Origin of the sequence: Luteimonas saliphila (assembly GCF_016774335.1) — a bacterium.
Classification (GTDB): Bacteria; Pseudomonadota; Gammaproteobacteria; order Xanthomonadales; family Xanthomonadaceae; genus Luteimonas; species Luteimonas saliphila.
Genome location: NZ_JAETWA010000047.1, coordinates 169,334 through 189,997 on the forward strand (window position 1 = coordinate 169,334; position 20,664 = coordinate 189,997).

General features: G+C 70.5%; 18 protein-coding genes. 12 read left to right on the forward strand and 6 right to left on the reverse strand.

Features of this window, described 5'->3' with window-relative positions:
* Nucleotides 1–108: 108 nt before the first annotated feature.
* Nucleotides 109–927, reverse strand: a complete 819-nt coding sequence (locus JMO03_RS19200) for an SDR family oxidoreductase (protein ID WP_202845370.1) — start codon at nucleotides 925–927, stop codon at nucleotides 109–111.
* A gap of 91 nt (nucleotides 928–1,018) precedes the next feature.
* Nucleotides 1,019–1,681 carry a protein kinase family protein gene (locus JMO03_RS19205; RefSeq protein ID WP_202845371.1) on the reverse strand — a complete coding sequence of 221 codons (663 nt, stop codon included), beginning with the start codon at nucleotides 1,679–1,681 and terminating at the stop codon, nucleotides 1,019–1,021.
* Between the two features lie 47 nt (nucleotides 1,682–1,728).
* Between JMO03_RS19205 and JMO03_RS19210 the strand changes: the two genes are divergently transcribed.
* Nucleotides 1,729–3,741 carry a bifunctional DedA family/phosphatase PAP2 family protein gene (locus JMO03_RS19210; protein ID WP_202845372.1) on the forward strand — a complete coding sequence of 671 codons (2,013 nt, stop codon included), beginning with the start codon at nucleotides 1,729–1,731 and terminating at the stop codon, nucleotides 3,739–3,741.
* Here JMO03_RS19210 and JMO03_RS19215 read toward each other — a convergent pair.
* Nucleotides 3,724–4,296 carry an LON peptidase substrate-binding domain-containing protein gene (locus JMO03_RS19215; protein WP_202845373.1) on the reverse strand — a complete coding sequence of 191 codons (573 nt, stop codon included), beginning with the start codon at nucleotides 4,294–4,296 and terminating at the stop codon, nucleotides 3,724–3,726. The two genes, JMO03_RS19210 and JMO03_RS19215, sit on opposite strands and share 18 nt — an antisense overlap.
* Nucleotides 4,297–4,516: 220 nt before the next feature.
* Nucleotides 4,517–5,878, reverse strand: coding sequence for a UDP-N-acetylmuramate:L-alanyl-gamma-D-glutamyl-meso-diaminopimelate ligase (gene mpl / locus JMO03_RS19220; protein WP_273544298.1), 1,362 nt, complete (start codon nucleotides 5,876–5,878; stop codon nucleotides 4,517–4,519).
* A gap of 132 nt (nucleotides 5,879–6,010) precedes the next feature.
* Between mpl and JMO03_RS19225 the strand changes: the two genes are divergently transcribed.
* Nucleotides 6,011–6,508: a DUF411 domain-containing protein gene (locus tag JMO03_RS19225; RefSeq protein ID WP_202845374.1), complete on the forward strand. Its 498-nt coding sequence runs from the start codon at nucleotides 6,011–6,013 to the stop codon at nucleotides 6,506–6,508.
* A gap of 104 nt (nucleotides 6,509–6,612) precedes the next feature.
* Here JMO03_RS19225 and JMO03_RS19230 read toward each other — a convergent pair whose 3' ends face one another.
* Complete coding sequence (locus tag JMO03_RS19230) at nucleotides 6,613–7,191, reverse strand: adenylate kinase (protein ID WP_202845375.1); 579 nt, start codon at nucleotides 7,189–7,191, stop codon at nucleotides 6,613–6,615.
* A gap of 128 nt (nucleotides 7,192–7,319) precedes the next feature.
* Here JMO03_RS19230 and JMO03_RS19235 point away from each other — a divergent pair, with 128 nt between their 5' ends.
* From JMO03_RS19235 to JMO03_RS19245, 3 genes are all read left to right on the forward strand, one after another.
* Nucleotides 7,320–8,576, forward strand: coding sequence for a 6-phosphofructokinase (locus tag JMO03_RS19235; RefSeq protein ID WP_202845376.1), 1,257 nt, complete (start codon nucleotides 7,320–7,322; stop codon nucleotides 8,574–8,576).
* A 315-nt stretch (nucleotides 8,577–8,891) separates the two neighbouring features.
* A complete protein-coding gene (locus JMO03_RS19240; protein ID WP_202845377.1) occupies nucleotides 8,892–9,485 on the forward strand; it encodes a hypothetical protein in 594 nt (197 codons plus the stop codon).
* Nucleotides 9,482–10,183, forward strand: coding sequence for a DUF2846 domain-containing protein (locus tag JMO03_RS19245; RefSeq protein WP_202845378.1), 702 nt, complete (start codon nucleotides 9,482–9,484; stop codon nucleotides 10,181–10,183). Before JMO03_RS19240 ends, JMO03_RS19245 begins: the two co-directional genes overlap by 4 nt.
* Nucleotides 10,184–10,336: 153 nt before the next feature.
* On the opposite strand, the gene ilvD is transcribed toward JMO03_RS19245, so the two are convergent.
* Nucleotides 10,337–12,178 (reverse strand): dihydroxy-acid dehydratase, encoded by a 1,842-nt coding sequence (gene ilvD, locus JMO03_RS19250; RefSeq protein ID WP_202845379.1) that lies wholly within the window; start codon nucleotides 12,176–12,178, stop codon nucleotides 10,337–10,339.
* Nucleotides 12,179–12,548: 370 nt separating this feature from the next.
* On the opposite strand from ilvD, the gene ilvC reads away from it, so the two are divergent.
* The 7 genes from ilvC (at nucleotide 12,549) to leuB (ending at nucleotide 20,414) form a co-directional block, all read left to right on the forward strand.
* On the forward strand, nucleotides 12,549–13,541 hold the full coding sequence (gene ilvC / locus JMO03_RS19255) for a ketol-acid reductoisomerase (protein WP_202845380.1): 993 nt from the start codon (nucleotides 12,549–12,551) through the stop codon (nucleotides 13,539–13,541).
* Entirely contained in the window at nucleotides 13,541–15,310 is a 1,770-nt protein-coding gene (gene ilvG / locus JMO03_RS19260; protein WP_202845381.1) for an acetolactate synthase 2 catalytic subunit, read from the forward strand. The genes ilvC and ilvG overlap by 1 nt, the downstream gene beginning before the upstream one ends.
* Nucleotides 15,294–15,530: an ACT domain-containing protein gene (locus JMO03_RS19265; RefSeq protein WP_202845382.1), complete on the forward strand. Its 237-nt coding sequence runs from the start codon at nucleotides 15,294–15,296 to the stop codon at nucleotides 15,528–15,530. Before ilvG ends, JMO03_RS19265 begins: the two co-directional genes overlap by 17 nt.
* Before the next feature lie 110 nt (nucleotides 15,531–15,640).
* Nucleotides 15,641–16,579, forward strand: coding sequence for an aminotransferase class IV (locus JMO03_RS19270; RefSeq protein ID WP_202845383.1), 939 nt, complete (start codon nucleotides 15,641–15,643; stop codon nucleotides 16,577–16,579).
* Nucleotides 16,579–17,694, forward strand: coding sequence for a threonine dehydratase (locus JMO03_RS19275; protein WP_238346338.1), 1,116 nt, complete (start codon nucleotides 16,579–16,581; stop codon nucleotides 17,692–17,694). The genes JMO03_RS19270 and JMO03_RS19275 overlap by 1 nt, the downstream gene beginning before the upstream one ends.
* The gene (locus JMO03_RS19280; protein WP_202845384.1) at nucleotides 17,691–19,241 is read left to right on the forward strand and encodes a 2-isopropylmalate synthase; all 1,551 of its coding nucleotides are present in this window, start codon (nucleotides 17,691–17,693) and stop codon (nucleotides 19,239–19,241) included. Before JMO03_RS19275 ends, JMO03_RS19280 begins: the two co-directional genes overlap by 4 nt.
* Before the next feature lie 114 nt (nucleotides 19,242–19,355).
* On the forward strand, nucleotides 19,356–20,414 hold the full coding sequence (leuB, locus tag JMO03_RS19285; RefSeq protein ID WP_202845385.1) for a 3-isopropylmalate dehydrogenase: 1,059 nt from the start codon (nucleotides 19,356–19,358) through the stop codon (nucleotides 20,412–20,414).
* The last annotated feature ends 250 nt before the right edge of the window (nucleotides 20,415–20,664 follow it).

Here is a 20,664-nt window from a genome sequence, read left to right on the forward strand (position 1 = left end):
TCAGTGCCTCCGGAGGGTCGAGCCCCGATGCGCCCGTCCGGCCCGGATCACGAGCGGCGACCGACGGGATGCGGCAGTGGGCAGGGTGGTGATCGGCCGTTCCCGTCGCTAATCCAGGAACAGGTCGGGCAGCAGCGTTTTCGACGGGTCGAAGGTGTAACGCGACAGGTCGGTGATACCGGCCCCGGCGAGCACCTCGTCGTCGATCAGGAAATTGCCGGTGAAGCCCGCCGCGGGGCGGGCCAGGATGGCGTGGGCCGCGTCGGCCATGATCTCCGGTGAACGGCCGTTGCCGGGTTCGACGCCCGGGATCATGTTCAGCGCGTCGGTCGCGATCAGGGTGCGCGGCCACAACGCGTTGATCGCAACGCCTTGCGCACGGAACTCCTCGGCCAGGCCCAGCGTGACCAGGCTCATGCCCATCTTCGCCAGGGTGTAGCCCGTATGCGGTGCCCACCACTTCGGGTCGAGCGACGGCGGCGGGCACAGCGTGAGGATGTGCGGGTCCGGCGCCTGCAGCAGGTGCGGCAGGCAGGCCTGCGCACAGAGGAAGGTGCCGCGCGCGTTTACCTGCTGCATCAGGTCGAAGCGCTTCATCGGCGTGTCCAGCGCGCCGCGCAGCCAGATCGCGCTGGCGTTGTTGACGAGGATGTCGAGCCCGCCGAACGCGGCGACGGTCTTGCCGACCGCCTCCTTCACCTCGCCCTCCTCGCGGATGTCGCACCTGAGCGCCAGCGCGCGGCCGCCGGCCGCCTCGACCGCTGCGGCCGCGGTATGGATGGTGCCGGGCAGCTTGGGATTCGGCACGTCGGACTTGGCCGCGATCGCGACGTTGGCGCCATCGCGCGCAGCACGCAACGCGATCGCCAGGCCGATGCCGCGCGAAGCGCCGGTGATGAACAGGGTCTTGCCGGCAAGAGCGGGCATCGGGGAGTCGGGAGTCGGGATCGATCAGGAAGCCTACTCCACCGGCCGTCATCCTTCGAATCACCAATCACCAATCACAAATCACGGCTTCTCAAGGCTTCGGCCCCTGCCCCTCGTTGTCCTCCCACTTCAGGATCCGGCGGGTGACGAACCGGTATACCGGCTTGCCGGTGCGGAACCACAGGTCGCGCACCCACGAATTGCGCTTGAGCACGCGCCGTTCCACCGGCGTCAGCGCTTCGCGGCAGTACATGCGCTTGTGCTTGAGCAGGTGGCGCAGGTCCTCGCGGAACAGCAGGCGCATCCAGCTCGAGCGCGGGTCGCCGCGGGTGGCGAGCTGGAAGTCGATGATCGCCGGCCGGCCATCCTCGAGCACCAGCCAATTGGCCTCCTTGGCCAGGTCGTTGTGGGCGACGCCGCGCCGGTGCAGCGCCTGCAGCAGGCGTCGCGCGGCGCGGAAGTACGCGACATCGCCCCGAGGCGGCCGCTGGTACATCGCCGCGCCGGCCATGAAGCTGCGGTCGAGCCGGCGCCCGTCCCAGGCCAGCAGCCGCGGCACGTCGGCCAGGCCGGCGACCCGCTGCAGCGCCCGCGCCTCGCGCCGCGCCAGCCACCAGGCGGGCAACCGCAGCCAGGCGGGCACGTGGGCCAGGTCGCGGCGCACGAAGGCGCCCTCAGCCCCGTGCATCAGCGAGATCCGGCCGAAGCTGTCGGCCTTCAGCGCCCGGGTTTCGATGGCGGCGTCGCGGTCCATGGCGCCAGTGTAGGCGAGCGCCCGGCGGCGGCTGCCATAATTGGCGGATGGACTCCGGCTGGTTCGACGCCACGCTCGCCTGGATCAGCGCGCACCCGGTCGCGGCCGGCGGCCTCATCTTCCTCATCGCGTTCTGCGACGCGATCATCGTGCTCGGCATCGTGGTGCCGGCGCTGCCGCTGCTGTTCGCGATCGGCGCGCTGATCGGCCTCGGCCACATCGACGGGACCTACGCGATCACCTGCGCCGCGCTGGGGGCGTTCGCCGGCGACGGCATCGGCTACTGGGTCGGCCATCGCTGGGGGCCGCAACTGCGCGAGCACTGGCCGTTCCGCCGTTATCCGCAGTTGCTCGACCGCGGCGAGCTGGTGTTCCGCCGGCATGGCGCGAAGAGCATCCTGATCGCGCGCTTCGTCGGCGCGATCCGCGCCTTCGTGCCGGCGATCGCGGGCATGCTGCGCATGCCGCTGCGGCGATACGTGCCGATGAGCCTGCTGGCCTGCTTCCTGTGGGCCGGGATCTTCCTCGCGCCCGGCTGGATCTTCGGCGCCTCCTACGACGCCGTCGCGGCGGTCGCCGACCGGCTGGTGCTGGTGTTCGCCGGGCTGCTGCTGGTGCTGGCGCTGGCCTGGGCCGGGGTTGTGTACACCTACCGCTGGTTCGACCGCCATGCCAACGACCTGCTCGCACGCGCGCTGCGCTGGACCCGCGCGCACCCCAGGCTGGGTCGCTACGCGGCGGCGCTAATCGACCCCAACCGGCCCGAGTCGGCCTCGCTGGCGATCCTCGCCGCCTGCCTGCTGGCGATCGGCTGGGCCTGGTTCGCGCTGCTGGGAACGGTCTGGACGCGCGGCGAACCGCTGGCGCTGGACCTGACCGTGTTCCAGGCCATGTACGAACTGCGCAACCCGCTGGCCGACCGGCTGATGGCGGGACTGGCCTCGATCGGCGACTGGGAGGTGCTGGTGCCGGCCTCGGTGCTGGCGCTGCTCTGGCTGCTGTGGCGGCGACGCTGGATCGCGGCCGCGCACTGGGTGGCCGCGCTCGCCTTCGGCCTGGTGCTGACCACGGGCCTGGCGACGCTGATCGACATGCCGCTGCCGCCCACCGCGCACAGCGGGTTCGGCTTCCCCTCGGTGTCGGTGACGATGGCCACGATCACCTTCGGCTTCTTCGCGGTGCTGATCGCGCGCGAGCTGCCGGGCCGCTCGCGGGTGTGGCCGTACATGGTCGCCGGCCTGGTCGGCGCGCTGCTCGGCTTCGCCAGACTCTACCTGGGCGCGCACTGGCTCAGCGACGTGGTCGGCGGCATGCTGCTGGGCATCGTCTGGCTGCTGTTGCTGGGGATCGCCTATCGTCGGCACGTGGCCCGCTCGTTCTGGATGCGGCCGCTGGCCGCGATCTTCTACATCGCCTTCGTCGTCGCCGCGCTCTGGCACGCGCCGAAGGCGGTCGACCCCTTGCTGCAGCGCTTCAGCGCTCCCGAGCCGGCGCTGGTCCTCGATCGCGACGCCTGGTGGAACGACGCCTGGGCGCAGTTGCCCGCGCAGCGTCGCGAGCGCGACGCCAGCCGGCGCTGGGCGCTCGAAGTACAGGTCGCCGGCGAGCTGGCGCCGCTGCAGGGGCACCTGCGCACGCTGGGATGGAAGGCGCAGCCGCAGGCCGACTGGACCGCGACCCTGGGCCTGCTCGACGACGACGTGCCCAGCGGGCTGCAGCCGGTGCTGCCGGCCACGCTGGGTTCGGAGGCGGAATCGCTGCTGCTGCGCCGACCCGCAGCGGATGGCCGCATCCATGCGTTGCGGCTGTGGCGCTCGCCGGCGCGGCTGGCCGACGGCACGCCCCTGTGGATCGGCGCCACCCAGACCCTCGAGTTCGAGCGCCCGCTGTACGGCCTGTTCGGCATCTGGCTGCCGGTGGCCGACGATGGCGCCGCCTATGCCGAACTGCACCGGGCGCTGACCGGTTTCCCGATGCGCGAGGCCGTGCACCCGCATTCCGGCGCGCCGGTGCTGAGGGTGCGAACGGACCCTGGCGCAGGCTCAGGACAGCAGCGCTAGCAGCTCGTCCAGGCGCTGGTCGGGATCGTCCTCCTGCAACAGGCGCTGGCGCTGCGGCAGCGTCAGCGGCAGCAGCTCGGCCAGGCGCCAGCCGACCCAGGCGGCATCGTCGAAACGCGGCTCGGGGATGCGCACGTCGGCCTCGCCGAGCTGCTCCAGGATGCGGCGCAGTACCTCGCCCAGCAGCGCGTGTTGCGGCTGCAGTTCGGCGACCGGATCCGGATCGCACCAGTCCACCTCGGCCACCACCAGGCCGTTGTCGCGCACCCGGGTGCGGGCGACGTGGAAGCGCCGGCCGCCGCGCAGGCGCAGGTGCAGCAGGCCGTCCGCGCCGCTGTCGAAATCCTCGATCCGCGCCTCGGTCCCCCAGGCCATCGGCATCGCGGGCGCGCCCGTCTCCTCGCCCTGCGCGATCAGGCACACGCCGAAGCCGCTACCGCTGCGGCCGCAGTCGCGTACCAGATCGAGGTAACGCGGTTCGAACACGCGCAGGCCCAGCGCCGCGCCGGGAACCAGCACGGCATGCAGCGGGAACAAGGGCAGGGAGTCGGGCATGGAGGGAAGTCTAGGCCGGCAACCGGTGTCGGGGATGCAAAAGCGGGCGCAGCCCTGGGGAGCGGGGCGTCGAGGGCCGGCCTCTTTTTCCGGCCATCCGTCCGCTTGGCCGCTTCACAGCAGCCGGGGGCACCGGTCGTGATTCGGCGACGGACGCGCCCCGCACGCTCTAGGAGCAGGTCCGCGCCCGGACAACAGCCCCCGCGCCCTACAGCGCGGCCTACGCGCCGCGCAGCGAGCCGAGAAACCGCGACGGCGCGCCGTCGAAGCCGCCATTGGACATGAACACGACGTGGTCGCCGGTCAGCGCGATCTCGCGCAGTGTCGCCAGCAGCGCATCGGCATCGGGCACCGCGCGGGCGTCGCCGCGCACCGCCGCCACCACGGCCGCCGCATCCCAGGGCAGTTCCGGCCGCGCCAGGAACACCACCGCATCGGCCCCGTCCAGCGAGGGCGCCAGCGCATCGGCGTGCGCGCCCAGCCGCATCGAATTGCTGCGCGGCTCCATCGCCACCACGATGCGCGCCCCGCCGACCTTCGCGCGCAGGCCCGCGAGCGTGGTCGCGATCGCGGTCGGATGGTGGGCGAAATCGTCGTAGACCGTGATGCCCCGGGCCCCGCCCAGCAGCTCCATCCGGCGCTTGACGCTGCGGAACCGGGACAGCGCCGGAATCACGGCGGCCACGTCCACGCCCACCGCCGCGCACGCGGCCAGCGCCGCGAGCCCGTTGAGCACGTTGTGATCGCCCAGCAGCGGCCATTCGACCGTACCCAGCAGTTGACCGCCGCGTTGCACGGCGAACGCGCTGCCGTCGTCGCGCAGCTTGCGCGCGCTCCACTCGAAGCCATCGTCGAACCCGAAGCGCTCGACCGGCGTCCAGCAGCCCATCTCCAGCGTCTCGCGCAGGCGCGCGTCGTGGCCGTTGACCAGCAGCCGTCCGCGCGCGGGCACCGTGCGCACCAGATGGTGGAACTGGCGCTGGATCGCGGCCACGTCGGGGAAGATGTCGGCGTGGTCGTACTCGAGGTTGTTGAGGATCGCCACCAGCGGCCGGTAGTGCACGAACTTGCTGCGCTTGTCGAAGAAGGCGGTGTCGTATTCGTCGGCCTCGACCACGAACTCGCGCCCCGCCCCCAGCCGCGCCGACACCCCGAAATCCTCCGCCACCCCGCCGATCAGGAAGCCGGGCTCGCGTCCTGCGGCCTGCAGCAGGAACGCCAGGATCGTCGTGGTCGTGGTCTTGCCGTGGGTGCCGGCCACCGCCAGCACGTCTCGCCCGGGCAGCACCGCCTCGCGCAGCCATTCCGCCCCCGAGGTGTAGGCGCGGCCGCTGTCGAGCACCGCCTCCACCGCCGGGTTGCCGCGCGAGAGCGCGTTGCCGATGACCACGGTGTCGCAGTCGGGCGACAGGTGCTCCGCGCGATAGCCCTGCTTCAGGGAGATGCCGAGGCGTTCGAGCTGGTTCGACATCGGCGGATACACCGCCTGGTCGCTGCCCTCGACGGCGTGGCCGAGTTCGCGCGCGAGCGCGGCGACACCGCCCATGAAGGTGCCGGCGATGCCGAGGATGTGCAGTTTCAAGTCGCTGGGCTGCCGTTGCGGGATCGTCGCGCACTTTACCGAAAGGCACGCCGGCGCGGCGCCTGACCCCGGTCAAGGCCGGTTCCGGGCGGACCGGTAGACTGCCCGTATCGCCCGCGCCGAGGAGCCGCCATGCCCCGCCTGCTGTCCGCCATCGCCACCCTGTCGTTTCTGCTCGCCGGATGCGCCGCGGCCGAGTCCGTCGCACCCGGCGAGCCCGCGACGGTCGCGACGGCCGGTGCCGCGCTGCCGCTGCTGACCGTACACAAGCATCCGAGCTGCGGCTGCTGCGGGCTGTGGATCGAGCACATGCGCGAGGCCGGTTTCGAGGTCGAAGCGCGTGACAACCCTGACATGGCGACGGTCAAGGACGCCGCGGGCGTGCCCCAAGCGCTCGGCTCATGCCATACCGCCGAGGTCGCGGGCTATTTCATCGAAGGCCACGTGCCGGCCGCGGACGTGCTGCGGCTGCTGCGCGAGCGCCCGCAGGCCCGCGGCCTGGCCCTGCCCGGCATGCCGCTGGGGTCGCCGGGCATGGAGCATCCGGACGGCATCGTGCAGCCCTACACGGTCTCGCTGGTTCTGGAGGACGGCGGTACGCGCGAATTCAGCCGGCATCCGCGGGACTGAACCAGTCACGTCGTCGCGCCTCGGCCACACGGAGATCCGCCCCACGACCCCACCGGAACCGGCTGGCGCGCGATGCCTCGCGGCCCCAGGACGCGGCGTGCCGCTCAGCCGACCGCCTTCTCCGGCGCGATCGCCTCGACGATCCGGGTGAAGACCTCGTCCAGCGTCCCCACGCCCTCGACCACGGTCAGCTGGCCGTGCTGGCGGTAGAACTCGATCACCGGCGCGGTCTGCTGGTCGTACACCTGCAGGCGCTTGCGCACCGCTTCGGGCGCATCGTCCGCGCGGCCCTCGGCCTGGGCGCGACCGGCCAGGCGCTCGACGATCTGCTCGTTGTCCACCGCCAGCTGTACCGCCGCGTCGAACTTCTGTCCCAGGCTGCGCAGCAGTTCGTCCAGCGCCGCGGCCTGGGCGAGGTTGCGCGGGTAGCCGTCGAGGATGAAGCCGGCCTTCGTGTCCTCGCGCGAGAAGCGGTCGCGGAGCATGCCCAGCAGGATCTCGTCGCTGACCAGGTCGCCGCGGGCCATCACTTCCTTGGCCTGCAGCCCCAGCGCCGAACCGGCGGCCACTTCGGCGCGCAGCAGGTCGCCGGTCGAAATGTGCGGAACCTGCAGGTACTCCTTCAGGCGGGCCGCCTGCGTGCCCTTGCCCGAGCCGGGCGCTCCCAACAGAACCAATCGCATCGAGGACTCCCCACCAGATCGAAACCGGAGGCGGTCGCGGGCGGTTGCTACACTCCGGCCGGAACCGCGGATTCAGCTGCCAGCTTAACCCATCGACCGCTTCCCCCGACCTCATCCCAAGGGCGCATATGGCTTCCGGAACCCTGCTCTACTCCCAGTCCGGCGGTGTCACCGCCGTCATCAACGCCACCGCCTCGGGCGTGATCGCCGGGGCCCGCGCGCGCAAGGTGAAGGTGCTGGCGGCGCGCAACGGCATCCTCGGCGCATTGCGCGAGGAACTGGTGGACACCTCGAAGGAATCGGCAGCGGCGATCCGCGGGCTGGCGCACACCCCCGGCGGCGCGTTCGGCTCGTGCCGCTACAAGCTCAAGTCGGTCGAGGCCGACCGCGCCAAGTACGAGCGCCTGCTGGCGGTGTTCAAGGCCCACGACGTGCGCTGGTTCCTCTACAACGGCGGCAACGATTCGGCCGACACGGCCAACAAGGTCTCCAAGCTCGCAGCCGAGTTCGGCTATCCGCTGACCTGCATCGGCGTGCCCAAGACGATCGACAACGACCTCGCCGTGACCGACTGCTGCCCGGGCTTCGGCTCGGCCGCCAAGTACACCGCGGTGTCGGTGCGCGAGGCCGCACTGGACGTGGCGGCGATGGCCGAGACCTCGACCAAGGTCTTCGTCTACGAGGCCATGGGCCGCCACGCCGGCTGGCTCGCCGCCGCCGCGGGCCTGGCCGGCAAGGGCCCGGACGAGGCGCCGCACCTGATCCTGTTCCCCGAGCGCCCGTTTGATGAGGCCGACTTCCTGAAGCAGGTGAAGAAGGTGGTCGCGCGCGTGGGCTATTGCGTGGTCGTCGCCAGCGAGGGCATCCAGACCGCCGACGGCCGCTTCGTCGCCGATTCCGGCGGCGGCAAGGACTCGTTCGGCCACACCCAGCTCGGCGGCGTGGCCTCGTACCTGGCCGGCAAGGTCAAGGACGAACTCGGCTTCAAGGTCCACTGGACACTGCCCGACTACCTGCAGCGCTCCGCCCGCCACCTCGCCTCGAAGACCGACCTCGAACAGGCGGTCGCCGTCGGCAAGGCCGCGGTGCAGTTCGCGCTGAAGGGCCAGAACGCGACCATGCCGGTGATCGTGCGCAGCTCGGACAAGCCGTATCGCTGGAAGATCGGCAGCGCGCCGCTCGACAAGGTGGCCAACCACGAGAAGAAGTTCCCCGCCGGCTTCATCCGCCGCGACGGCTACGGCATCACCGACAAGGCCCGCACGTACCTGGAACCGCTGATCCGCGGCGAAGCGCCGCCGCCCTACGGCAAGGACGGGATCCCGGCCTACGTCACGCTGAAGAACGTCGCGGTGAAGAAGAAGCTGCCCGGGTGGGATGGCTAGCACGCATCGCCCATCGCAGCCGGTCCCCACACCGCCCGTAGCCCGGGTAAGCGAAGCGCACCCGGGGGTGTTCGCGACGTCCTCCCGGGTGCGCTTCGCTTACCCGGGCTACGCGGCTGCGCGGGAGATGCCGGCGCGGCGCGTACTTCAGCTCTCCTCCAGCAGCGACAGGTTGCGCACTGCGCCCTTGTCGGCGCTGGTGGCGAGCAGCGCATAGGCCTGGGAGGGCTGAGCGGACCACGCGCGCGGGCCCGCTTGGCAGGTCCCCTCTCTTCGGCTAAGTTGCGTTCCACGTCCTTGGGGAAGGATCGCCGGATGTCGAGATTCGCCGCCGCGCTGCTCTTAGCCGCGCTTCCGTTTGCGTGTGCCCATGCCCAGTCGCCGACGGGGTCCGACGATGACGGAGCCGGCGACGACACTGGCGCCCCCGCGCCGCCCGACTGCTGCCGGATCGAGGCGGGCCACGCGATCGACCTGGAAATCGCCCAGCCGCTGAACTCCTGGGAGTTCAAGCGCGGAGACGCCTTCCGGCTCACCGTCGCGGCGCCGGTCGTGGTGAACGGCCACGAGTTGATTCCAGTGGGCACCCCCGTGGCCGGCGAGATCGTGCACGCAGACGCCGCACGCGGCGGCGGTGCGCCAGGGGAACTGCTGATCGCTGCGCGCTCGCTCGAGATCGACGGGCGAAACCTCCGTCTGCGGGGCCTCAAGCTGGGCGGTGCCGGCCAGGACAACAGTCAACTGGCGATCGGCGTCTCCATGGGCGCAGGGCCATTCGCCATGTTCATCCGCGGCCGCGAGATCGAAATCCCGCAGGGTACCCGTGTCCACGCCAGGCTGGCAGAGGCGATCGACTTCGCCCCGGCCGCAAACGAATCTTCGCCGCAGTTCCAACCGGAGCTTCCATGATGCATCTGCCCTTGCGCACCGCCCAGCTCGCGCTGGCCTTCCTGCTGGCCACCCCTGCATACGCGCAGGATTCCGCAGCAACGGATCAGACCGTGCCGGCGACGCAGATCCCACCCGAGGAAACCGCCGAGTCGATCCCGACGACGGTGCCCCTCCCGCGCCCTGAGCCGCTGTTGGACGCGAACGACGCTCCTCCGGCAACCCAGGACGAGCATGCCGATGCCGCACACGGGGAGATCGCCGCGGACGACCCAACGGACGACGCAACGGACGCGGGCACGGACAGGGAGACGACCGAAGCGGACGCCGGGTCGACGGCGGGCAACGCGGCGGCACCGGCGACGCTCTCGTCCATCACCGTCCCGGCGCCTCCAGCAGGCGCCGGACAGGTGGTGTTCTTCCGGGAGAAGAAATTCGCCGGCGGCGGAGTCCGCTTCAAGGTCCGCGAGAACGGCGAAGAGCTGGGCAAGCTCGGCAGCGGTGTCTATTTCGTGCACACCACGCAACCCGGCGTGCACGAGTACGTCGTGCACTCCGAGTCCGAAGACGTGCTGACCCTCGAGGTCGAAGAGGGTGAGACCTACTACGTGCAGGGTTCGATCACGATGGGAGTCCTGGTCGGTCGCCCGAACCTGTCGCCTTCGGACGAGACCGTCTTCGCCGCCGCGTCCACGAAACTCAAGCCCGCAAAGCAGTAACGTAGCCCGGGTAAGCGAAGCGCACCCGGGGCTGTTCGCGACGTCCTCCCGGGTGCGCTTCGCTTACCCGGGCTACGCGGCTGCCGAAGTGGGAGGGATGAGCCGGTCCGCCCGGCGTCGCGTCCACGCGGATGCGGGTCGCAGCGCGGACGATCAGCCCGCGTCCAGCAGTTCCAGGTTGCGCACCGCGCCCTTGTCGGCGCTGGTGGCGAGCAGTGCATAGGCCTTGAGCGCGGCACTGACCTTGCGCGCGCGCGGCTGCGCGGGTTTCCAGCCCTTCGCATCCTGTTCGGCGCGGCGCGCGGCCAGCTCTTCGCCTGACACCAGCAGTTCGATCGAGCGCGCGGGGATGTCGATGCGGATGCGGTCGCCGTCGCGGACCAGGGCGATGTTGCCCCCGGCCGCCGCTTCGGGCGACACGTGGCCGATGGAGAGTCCCGAGGTGCCGCCGGAGAACCGCCCGTCCGTCAGCAGCGCGCACTGCTTGCCCAGGCCTTTCGACTTGAGGTAGCTGGTGGGGTACAGCATTTCCTGCATGCCGGGGCCGCCGCGCGGGCCCTCGTAGCGGATCACCACGATGTCGCCGGGCTTCACCTCGTCGCCGAGGATGCCCTGCACCGCGGCGTCCTGGCTCTCGTAGACGCGGGCGCTGCCTTCGAAGACGTGGATCGATTCATCGACGCCGGCGGTCTTGACCACGCAGCCGTCGACGGCGATGTTGCCGTGGAGCACGGCCAGGCCGCCCTCCTGCGAGTAAGCGTGTTCGACGCTGCGGATGCAGCCTTCGCTGCGATCGGTATCGAGCGTCGGCCAGCGCGTGGCCTGGCTGAAGGCGATCTGCGTCGGGATGCCGGCGGGCCCGGCCCGGTAGAACGTGCCGATCGCCTCGTCCTCGACCGTGGTCACGTCCCACGTCGCGATCGCCTCGCCCAGTGTCCGGGCATGCACGGTCGGGACTCCGGTGTGCAACAGTCCGCCGCGTGCGAGTTCGCCGAGGATCGCCATGATCCCGCCGGCGCGGTGCACGTCCTCGATGTGGTACTGCTGCGTGTTCGGCGCCACCTTGCACAGCTGCGGCACGCGCCGCGAGAGGCGGTCGATGTCGTGCAGGGTGAACGGCACCCCGCCTTCCTGTGCCGCGGCCAGGAGGTGCAGGATGGTGTTGGTCGAACCGCCCATCGCGATGTCGAGCGTCATCGCGTTCTCGAAGGCCTCGAAGGTGGCGATCCCGCGCGGCAGCGCACCGGAGTCCTCCGCGCCGTACCAGCGGTGGCACAGTTCCACCACGGTGCGTCCGGCGCGCAGGAACAGCTGTTCGCGATCTGCATGCGTGGCCAGCACGGTGCCGTTGCCCGGCAGCGACAGGCCCAGCGCCTCGGTCAGGCAGTTCATCGAATTGGCGGTGAACATGCCGCTGCACGAGCCGCAGGTCGGGCAGGCGCTACGCTCGACCGCCGCCACCTGCTCGTCCGACGCTTCGGGATCGGCCGCCATCACCATCGCGTCGACCAGGTCGAGCTTGTGGTCGGCCAGCGCCGTCTTGCCCGCCTCCATCGGCCCGCCGGACACGAACACCGTGGGCACGTTGAGCCGCAGCGCGGCCATCAGCATGCCGGGCGTGATCTTGTCGCAGTTGGAGATGCACACCAGCGCGTCGGCGCAATGCGCATTGACCATGTACTCGACCGCGTCCGCGATCACCTCGCGACTCGGCAGCGAGTACAGCATCCCGTCGTGGCCCATCGCGATGCCGTCGTCGACCGCGATGGTGCTGAACTCCTTGGCCACGCCGCCGACGCGCTCGATCTCGCGCGCCACCAGCTGGCCGAGGTCCTTCAGGTGCACGTGGCCGGGCACGAACTGGGTGAAGGAGTTGGCGATCGCGACGATCGGCTTGTGGAAGTCGTCGTCGCGCATGCCGGTGGCGCGCCACAGCGCGCGGGCGCCGGCCATGTTGCGGCCGTGGGTGGAGGTCTTGGAACGGTATTCGGGCATGGAACTTCGCGGGGAGGGGATGACGCAATGCGTCAAAGCGGCATTCTCGGCAGTTTTCGCGGTTTCAGTTGCAACGATTTCCGCCGCAACGAACGCCGCCGGGTATTTTGCCGGTTGTGCTTGACAAGCCCGGAAAGCCCGGTTTAGTTTGCGTGAATGCTGCAACGCCACACCAGCCCGAAGAACGCCTGCGACGCCGCCGCGTCGTCGCTTCTCGTAGTCGTGCTTATTACCTCGCCAACAGGTGCGGGACGATCGGGCGCGTAAGCAGCAGGCGCCGAATCGCAAAACCCCGCACCGCAAGGGCGGGGTTTTTTGTTGCCCACCACATTCCCTTCCATCCACCCCGATCCACAGCAGAGAGCCCCAGATGACCCAGTCTTCCCTTCCCAAGCCCAGCATCGCCATCGTCGGTTACGGCAGCCAGGGCCGCGCGCATGCGCTGAACCTGCGCGATTCGGGCTTCGACGTGACCGTCGGCCTGCGTCCGGGCGGCCCGACCGAAGCCAAGGCCAGGGCCGACGGATTCACGGTGAAGGCGCCGGCCGAAGCGGTGAAGGACGCCGACCTGGTGGCGGTGCTCACGCCCGACATGGTGCAGCGGCAGGTCTATGCCGACGCGCTGGCGCCGAACATGAAACAGGGTGCCTGCCTGCTGTTCGCGCACGGGCTGAACGTGCATTTCGGCATGATCGCCCCGCGCGAGGATCTCGACGTGATCCTGGTCGCGCCCAAGGGGCCGGGCGCGCTGGTGCGGCGCGAGTACGAGATCGGCCGCGGTGTGCCCTGCATCTGGGCCGTGCACCAGGACCGCAGCGGCAAGGCGAAGCAGCTGGCGCTGGCCTATGCCGACGGCCTCGGCGGCGCGCGCGCCAACCTGATCGAGACCACCTTCAAGGAAGAGACCGAGACCGATCTGTTCGGCGAGCAGGCCGTGCTCTGCGGCGGCGCCTCGTCGCTGGTGCAGGCCGGCTTCGAGGTGCTGGTGGAAGCCGGCTACCAGCCGGAGATCGCCTACTACGAAGTGCTGCACGAGCTGAAGCTGATCGTCGACCTGTTCTACGAAGGCGGCATCACCCGGATGCTCGAGTTCGTCTCCGAGACCGCGCAGTACGGCGACTACGTGAGCGGCCCGCGGGTGATCGACGCGTCGGTGAAGGAGCGCATGCGCGACGTGCTCAAGGACATCCAGGACGGCACCTTCACCCGCAACTGGGTGGCCGAGCACGAAGCCGGCCTGCCCAACTACAACCGTTACAAGCAGGCCGACCTCGACCACCCGATCGAAGTGGTCGGCAAGCAGCTGCGCGCGAAGATGGTGTGGCTGGACAACTCCCCGAAGGAACAGAAAGAGGCCGCGTGATGAACGGTGCGCACTGGCTGGTGCAGGCCCTGGAGGCGGAAGGCGTGGACGCGCTGTTCGGCTATCCGGGCGGGACGATCATGCCGTTCTACGACGCGCTCCACGGCGCGTCGCTGAAGCATGTCCTGGTACGGCACGAGCAGGGCGCGGCGTTCGCCGCGAACGGCTATGCACGCGCCAGCGGCCGCGTCGGCGTGTGCGTGGCGACCTCCGGTCCGGGCGCTTCCAACCTGGTCACCGGCATCGCCGATGCGATGTTCGACTCGGTGCCGATGGTGGTCCTCACCGGGCAGGTGCCCACGTTCCTCATGGGCACCGACGCGTTCCAGGAGCTGGACGTGTTCGGCATGACCATGCCGATCGTCAAGCACAGCTTCCTGCCGCGCAAGGTCGACGACCTGCCGCACATGTTCGCCGAGGCCTTCCGCATCGCCCGCAGCGGGCGCCCCGGGCCGGTGCTGATCGACCTGCCCAAGGACGTGCAGATGGCCGACGCCTCGCACCTGCCGGTGCACTCGCCGCTGCCGGCCGAGCCGGTGCCGAACCCGCCCGACGCCGCGCTGCACGAGGCCGCCGCGCTGATCTCGCAGTGCCGCAAGCCGGTGGTGTACGCCGGCGGCGGCGTGGTGCTGGGCGATGCGGTGGAGGCGTTCCGCGAGTTCGTCGACCTCACCGGGCTGCCGACCGTGCTCACCCTCAAGGGACTGGGCGCGCTGCCGGCGAACCATCCCGGCAACCTGGGCATGCTCGGCATGCACGGCAGCCGCGCCGCCAACATGGCGGTGCAGGAAGCGGACCTGCTGTTCGTGGTCGGCGCGCGATTCGACGACCGCGCCACCGGCAAGCTGGCCGAGTTCGCACCCAACGCGCGCGTGGTGCACCTGGATGGCGACTGCTGCGAGATCAGCAAGCTGCGCGCGGCCGACGTCGCGGTCCCGGGCGATCTCGCCACCAGCCTGTCACGGCTGGCGGCGCCGCTGGCCGCACAGATGGAAGGCCGCCACGCGGCCGCGCGCAAGGCCTGGCGCGACACCTGCCTGCAGCGCAGCCAGCGCCACGCCGCGCGCTACGACGCGCCCGGCGAGACCGTGTACGCGCCGGCGTTGCTCAAGCGCCTGAGCGAACTGGCGCCGAACGCGATCGTCTCCTGCGACGTCGGCCAGCACCAGATGTGGGTCGCGCAGCACTGGCGCTTCAATCACCCGCGCCAGCATCTGACCAGCGGCGCGCTCGGCGCGATGGGCTTCGGCCTGCCGGCGGCGATGGGGGCGCAGATGGAAAGCCCGGAAGCGCAGGTGGTGTGCGTCAGCGGCGACGGTTCGTTCATGATGAACATCCAGGAGCTGGCCACCATCCGCCGCTACCGGCTGCCGGTGAAGATCGTGCTGCTCGACAATTCCGCGCTGGGCATGGTCCGGCAGTGGCAGGAGTTGTTCTTCGAGAAGCGCTATTCGGAGATCGACCTGTCCGACAACCCCGACTTCGCCGAGGTCGCGCGCGCGTTCGGCATTCACGCGCTGCACGTGGACAAGGCCGCCCATGTCGACGACGCGCTGCGCGCGCTGCTGGCCGCCGACGGCCCGACCCTGTTGCACGTCGCGATCGACACCGCCGCCAATGTCTGGCCGCTGGTGCCGCCCAACCACAACAACGCGCAGATGATGGATCCGGATGACGCCGGCACGCTCGACACCGGCGAACCGGTCGCGACCCAGCCACCCTCCGCGTCGTCGGCCTCCGAGGAGCCCAGCAATGCGCTACCAGCTTGACTTCACCCTGCGCAGCGCCGAGGGCGTGCTGGCGCGCGTGCTCGGCGCCACCGAGCGCCGCGGCTTCCGGCCGCTGTCGGTCGACGGCCAGGCGCAGCCGGAGGGCGACCGCTTCCACCTGCGCATGACCGTCGAGGGCGAGCGTTCCGACGCCTCGCTGCAGCAGCAGCTGGCGAAGATGTACGACTGCCTGTCGGTCTCGGTACAACCCTGCCCGTAGGGACGGGTCCCGGCCTGCCGACACGTTCCAGCGTTACCGCGTTCCTGGACTCTCCGCATCGCACGCCACCCCAACCATCCGCGGGCCAGACCCCGCACACCGGACCCCACATGAGCGCCACCGTCACCCCGATCGCCGAAGCCGCCCACGCACGCCACGCCACGCAACCGCATCCACGTCCGGACGCCGCCACCGTGTTCGCCTGGTTCGACGGCGCGCTGGTAGATGCCGGGGCGGTGCAGGCCGGCCTGACCACGCACGCCATGCACTACGGCAGCGGCGTGTTCGAGGGCATGCGCGCCTACGCCACGGACTCCGGCGCTGCCGTGTTCCGCCTGCCCGAGCACTTGGAGCGCATGCGCCGCGGCGCCGAGATGTTCGGCCTGCCCTTCGACCCGGCGCTGTGCGCCGAGGCCACGCTCGCCACCCTGCGCGCCAACCGCCACACCGACGCCTACATCCGGCCGCTGGCGTGGTTCGGCGAAGGCGGGTTCGGCCTCGACGTCGAAGGCCACGTGCCGCACATGATGGTGGCCACCACCGCGACCAGCGTGCACCTCAATGGCAGCCGTGCGCGCCTGGGCGTGGGCAAGTGGCGCCGCAACCCGGCCGACTCGCTGCCGCCGCTCAAGCTGTGCGGCAGCTATGTGAACTCGATCCTGGCCAAGCGCGAAGCCAAGGCGCGCGGCTTCGACGAGGCGCTGTTCACCGATCGCGAGGGGTTCACGGTCGAGTGCACGGGCGCGAACGTGTTCATGGTCAAGAACGGCCGCCTGACCGCCGTCGAACACCGCGATGCGTTGCCCGGCATCACCCGCGACACCCTGCTGCAGCTGACCGGCGCCGAGACGCGCATGGTGCCGCTGGCCGAACTGCTGGACGCGGACGAGGTGTTCGCCTGCGGCACCGCGGCCGAGGTCGCCCCGGTGGCGCAGATCGAGGAGCGCGAGTTCGGCGACAATCCGGTGACGCGCGAACTGGCCGACCTGTACGGCCAGGTGGTGCGTGGGCGCGAGCCGGCCTGGCGCCACTGGCTCACGGACGTCTGATGGACCCTGCCGTAGCCAGCACCATCGACGTGACCGCCGGCGACGTGCTGGCGGCGCAGGCGCGGCTGCGCAAGTACCTCGACGTCACCCCCACCCACTACGCCGAACGCTTCGGCACCTGGCTGAAGCTCGAGAACCTGCAGCGCACCGGCTCGTACAAGGTGCGCGGCGCGCTCAACGCGCTGCTGGCTGCGCGCGAGCGCGGCGACGACCGCCGCGTCATCACCGCCTCGGCCGGCAACCACGCCCAGGGCATGGCCTGGGCCGCGTACCGCCTCGGCATCCCGGCGATCACCGTGATGCCCAGGACCGCGCCGGAGACCAAGGTCGCCGGCGTCGCCCATTGGGGCGCGACCGTGCGCCTGCATGGCGAGACCTACGACGAGGCCAAGGCTTTCGCGAAGGAACTGGCCGAGCAGAACGGCTTCCGGCTGCTGTCGGCCTTCGACGATGCCGACGTGATCGCCGGACAGGGCACGGTCGGGCTGGAAATCGCAGCGGCGATGAACCCGGACGTGGTGCTGGTGCCGATCGGCGGCGGCGGCCTGGCCTCCGGTGTCGCGCTGGCGCTGAATTCCCAGGGCGTACGCGTCGTCGGCGCGCAGGTCGAGGGCGTCGACGCGATGAGCCGCGCGCTCAAGGGCGATCGCGCGCTGGTCGACCCGCGTGCAACCCTGGCCGACGGCGTGCGCGTGAAGGAGCCGGGTTACCTCACCGAGCGCCTGCTGCGCGAACTGCTCGACGATGTGGTCATCGTCCGCGAGGCCGAGTTGCGCGAGACCCTGGTGCGGCTGGCGCTGGAGGAGCACGTGATCGCCGAGGGCGCCGGCGCGCTGGCGCTGGCCGCGGGCAAGCGCGTGGCCGGCAAGCGCAAGTGCGCCGTGGTGTCCGGCGGCAACGTGGACGCGGCGGTGCTGGCGGCCCTGCTCTCGGAGGTGCGGCCGCGGCCGCCGCGCAAACCCCGGCGCCGGACCCGCGAGCGACTTCCCTGGCCGGCGGCGAAGCAGCCACCGCTTCCCGCCGGCCTGCTCCCGGTCCATGACGCAGCGCAACCCCGGCCGCAACCGGCAACGGGTAACATCGACAACGAGCTTCCCGAGGAACTCCTCGCATGAACACCACCCCCGAGTACGTACGCATCTTCGACACCACCCTGCGCGACGGCGAGCAGTCCCCCGGCTGCAGCATGACCCCGCAGCAGAAGGTGGTGATGGCGCGGGCGCTGGCGGAGTTGGGCGTCGACATCATCGAAACCGGCTTCCCGGCCAGTTCCCAGTCCGACCGCGAGGCCACCGCCCAGATCGCGCGCGAACTGCGCACCACCACCCTGGCGGTGCTGTCGCGCTGCCTGCCCGAGGACATCGAAGCCTCGGCGCGCGCGCTGGAAGGTGCCGCGAAGCCGCGCATCCACGTGTTCCTGTCCACCAGCCCGCTGCACCGCGAACACAAGCTGCGGATGAGCAAGGCCCAGGTGCTCGATTCGATCGGCACCCACGTGGCGATGGCGCGCAAGTATGTCGCCGACATCGAGTTCTCGCCCGAGGACGGCACCCGGACCGAGGAGGAGTTCCTGCACGAGGCGGTGGCCGTGGCGATCGCCGCCGGCGCCACCACCATCAACGTTCCCGACACCCTGGGCTACACCACGCCCGAGGAAATCCGCGGGCTGTTCGAGCGCATGATCGCGAACATCCCGGGCGCGCGCGAGGTGATCTTCAGCGCCCACTGCCACAACGACCTCGGCCTGGCCGTGGCCAATTCGCTGGCGGCGATGGAGGGCGGCGCACGCCAGATCGAGTGCACCATCAACGGCATCGGCGAGCGCGCCGGCAACGCCGCGCTGGAAGAGCTGGTGATGGCGCTGAAGGTCCGCAATGCCTTCTACAACATCGACAGCCAGGTCGACACGCGCCGTCTCGTGCCGACTTCACAGTTGCTGCAGCGCCTGATCGGCATGCCGGTGCAGCGCAACAAGGCGATCGTCGGCCAGAACGCGTTCGCACACGAATCGGGCATCCACCAGCACGGCATGCTGCGCAATCGCAACACATACGAGATCATGAACCCGTCCGACGTCGGCTGGCCGGACACCAAGATGGTGCTGGGCCGCCACAGCGGCCGCGCCGCCGTCGGCCACCGCCTGCGCGCGCTGGGCTACACGATGGAGGACGCGCAGCTCGACCAGGTATTCGTGCAGTTCAAGGCGCTGTGCGAGCAGCAGCGCGTGGTCGAGGACGACGACCTGGAGCGCCTGATCGACGGCGGCGTCAGCGGCATGGGCTACCGCCTGTCGTCGATGACCATCAGCGACCGCGGCCAGCGCGCCAGCGCGCAGGTCGAGCTGTCCGATCCCGACGGCAGGAAGATCAGCGAAAGCGCGCTGGGCGACGGTCCGGTCGATGCGCTGTTCGCGGCGCTGGCCAATGCCACCGGGGTGAAGCTGTCGCTGGAGAGCTACAGCGTGCACAGCGTCGGCCTCGGCACCGACGCGCAGGGCGAGGCGTCGCTCAGCGTCCACCACGAGGGCACCGAGTACCAGGGCAGCGGCACCAGCCGCGACATCATCGAGGCCAGCGCGCTGGCCTGGCTGGACGTCGCCAACCGCATCCTGCGGCGCACCCCCGCCGGCGCGCCCACGGTCGACGCGCGGGCGACGGCCTGAGCGCACGCGCGTCCCGACGACGGCTGCGCCCCTGCGCGCATCCGGCACCCCCGTTTGCACCAGGCCGGCCACGATGCCGGCCGGTTCCCTTTTCCCCTTCCACGTTGCGAGTCCATGCACGCTGACATCGTCGTATTGCCCGGTGACGGCATCGGTCCCGAGATCGTTGCCGCCACCTTGCCGGTCCTGGAGGCCGTCGCCTCGCGCTTCGGCCACCGGTTCTCGTTTGCCGAGCACGACATCGGCGGCATCGCCATCGACCGCCACGGCGAACCGCTGCCGGCAGAGACGCTGGAGGCCGCGCGCAAGGCGGATGCCGTGCTGCTCGGCGCGGTCGGTGGGCCGAAATGGTCGGATCCGAGCGCGAAGGTGCGTCCGGAACAGGGCCTGCTCGCGATCCGCAAGGCGCTGGGCCTGTTCGCCAACCTGCGCCCGGTGCGCCCGCACCCGGCCGCGCTGGGCGCGTCGCCGATCAAGTCCGAACTGCTGCAGGGCGTGGACATCATGGTGGTGCGCGAACTCACCGGCGGCATCTATTTCGGCGACAAGACCCGGACCGACACCGAGGCCACCGACCTGTGCCGCTACAGCGTGGTGGAGATCGAGCGCGTGGTGCGCAGCGCGGCGGCGCTCGCGCGCGGGCGACGCGGCCACCTGACCTCGGTCGACAAGGCCAATGTGCTGGAGACCTCGCGGCTGTGGCGCGACGTCGCCACGCGCGTGATGCGCGAGGAATTCCCCGACGTGACCCTCGAGCACCAGCTGGTCGACTCGATGGCGATGCACCTGCTGTCGAGGCCGCGCGCCTATGACGTGATCGTCACCGAGAACATGTTCGGCGACATCCTCACCGACGAGGCCTCGATGCTGGCCGGTTCGCTCGGTCTGCTGGCGTCGGCGTCGCTGGGCGCGGGCAGGGTCGGAATCTACGAGCCGATCCACGGGTCGGCGCCCGACATCGCCGGCAAGGGCATCGCCAACCCCTACGCCACCATCCTCAGCGCGGCGATGCTGCTGCGTCATTCGCTGAGGCTGGAGGCCGAAGCCGCCGCGGTCGAGGCGGCCGTCTCCTCGGCGCTCGATGCGAAGGTGTTCACCGCCGACCTCGCGGCCGCGGGCCAGGGTGTCGACACGCGCAGCGCGGCACAGGCGGTCGTCGAGCGCCTCGCCTGATCGCTCGCCGCGAGACTGCGCGGGACGCTGCGGCAAGCCTCAGATCCGGCAGACAATTTCGCTCGCCCGTGCCTCGACGAGCATTCCTCACGCGCACTTGCTGCCCTGACCGACGGCTGCCTTCTTACGCGCATCGTCGTTGTCGTGATCTGTCGGATAGCTCGCCAAACAATGCTTCCAGGAGGCACGTCTTCGGTGGGAGCCGCCGCGCCCCGGGGGGTCGTGCACCGCTCGGGCGGACATCCATGTC

Coding starts and splice junctions, on each gene's coding strand:
- JMO03_RS19280 (WP_202845384.1), top strand. CDS start 17,691: ATGAACACCACCCCCGAGTACGTACGCATCTTCGACACCACCCTGCGC.
- JMO03_RS19205 (WP_202845371.1), bottom strand. CDS start 1,681: ATGGACCGCGACGCCGCCATCGAAACCCGGGCGCTGAAGGCCGACAGC.
- leuB (WP_202845385.1), top strand. CDS start 19,356: ATGCACGCTGACATCGTCGTATTGCCCGGTGACGGCATCGGTCCCGAG.
- JMO03_RS19235 (WP_202845376.1), top strand. CDS start 7,320: ATGGCTTCCGGAACCCTGCTCTACTCCCAGTCCGGCGGTGTCACCGCC.
- JMO03_RS19265 (WP_202845382.1), top strand. CDS start 15,294: ATGCGCTACCAGCTTGACTTCACCCTGCGCAGCGCCGAGGGCGTGCTG.
- ilvD (WP_202845379.1), bottom strand. CDS start 12,178: ATGCCCGAATACCGTTCCAAGACCTCCACCCACGGCCGCAACATGGCC.
- ilvC (WP_202845380.1), top strand. CDS start 12,549: ATGACCCAGTCTTCCCTTCCCAAGCCCAGCATCGCCATCGTCGGTTAC.
- JMO03_RS19210 (WP_202845372.1), top strand. CDS start 1,729: ATGGACTCCGGCTGGTTCGACGCCACGCTCGCCTGGATCAGCGCGCAC.
- JMO03_RS19275 (WP_238346338.1), top strand. CDS start 16,579: ATGGACCCTGCCGTAGCCAGCACCATCGACGTGACCGCCGGCGACGTG.
- JMO03_RS19230 (WP_202845375.1), bottom strand. CDS start 7,191: ATGCGATTGGTTCTGTTGGGAGCGCCCGGCTCGGGCAAGGGCACGCAG.
- ilvG (WP_202845381.1), top strand. CDS start 13,541: ATGAACGGTGCGCACTGGCTGGTGCAGGCCCTGGAGGCGGAAGGCGTG.
- JMO03_RS19225 (WP_202845374.1), top strand. CDS start 6,011: ATGCCCCGCCTGCTGTCCGCCATCGCCACCCTGTCGTTTCTGCTCGCC.
- JMO03_RS19215 (WP_202845373.1), bottom strand. CDS start 4,296: ATGCCCGACTCCCTGCCCTTGTTCCCGCTGCATGCCGTGCTGGTTCCC.
- JMO03_RS19200 (WP_202845370.1), bottom strand. CDS start 927: ATGCCCGCTCTTGCCGGCAAGACCCTGTTCATCACCGGCGCTTCGCGC.
- JMO03_RS19245 (WP_202845378.1), top strand. CDS start 9,482: ATGATGCATCTGCCCTTGCGCACCGCCCAGCTCGCGCTGGCCTTCCTG.
- JMO03_RS19240 (WP_202845377.1), top strand. CDS start 8,892: ATGTCGAGATTCGCCGCCGCGCTGCTCTTAGCCGCGCTTCCGTTTGCG.
- JMO03_RS19270 (WP_202845383.1), top strand. CDS start 15,641: ATGAGCGCCACCGTCACCCCGATCGCCGAAGCCGCCCACGCACGCCAC.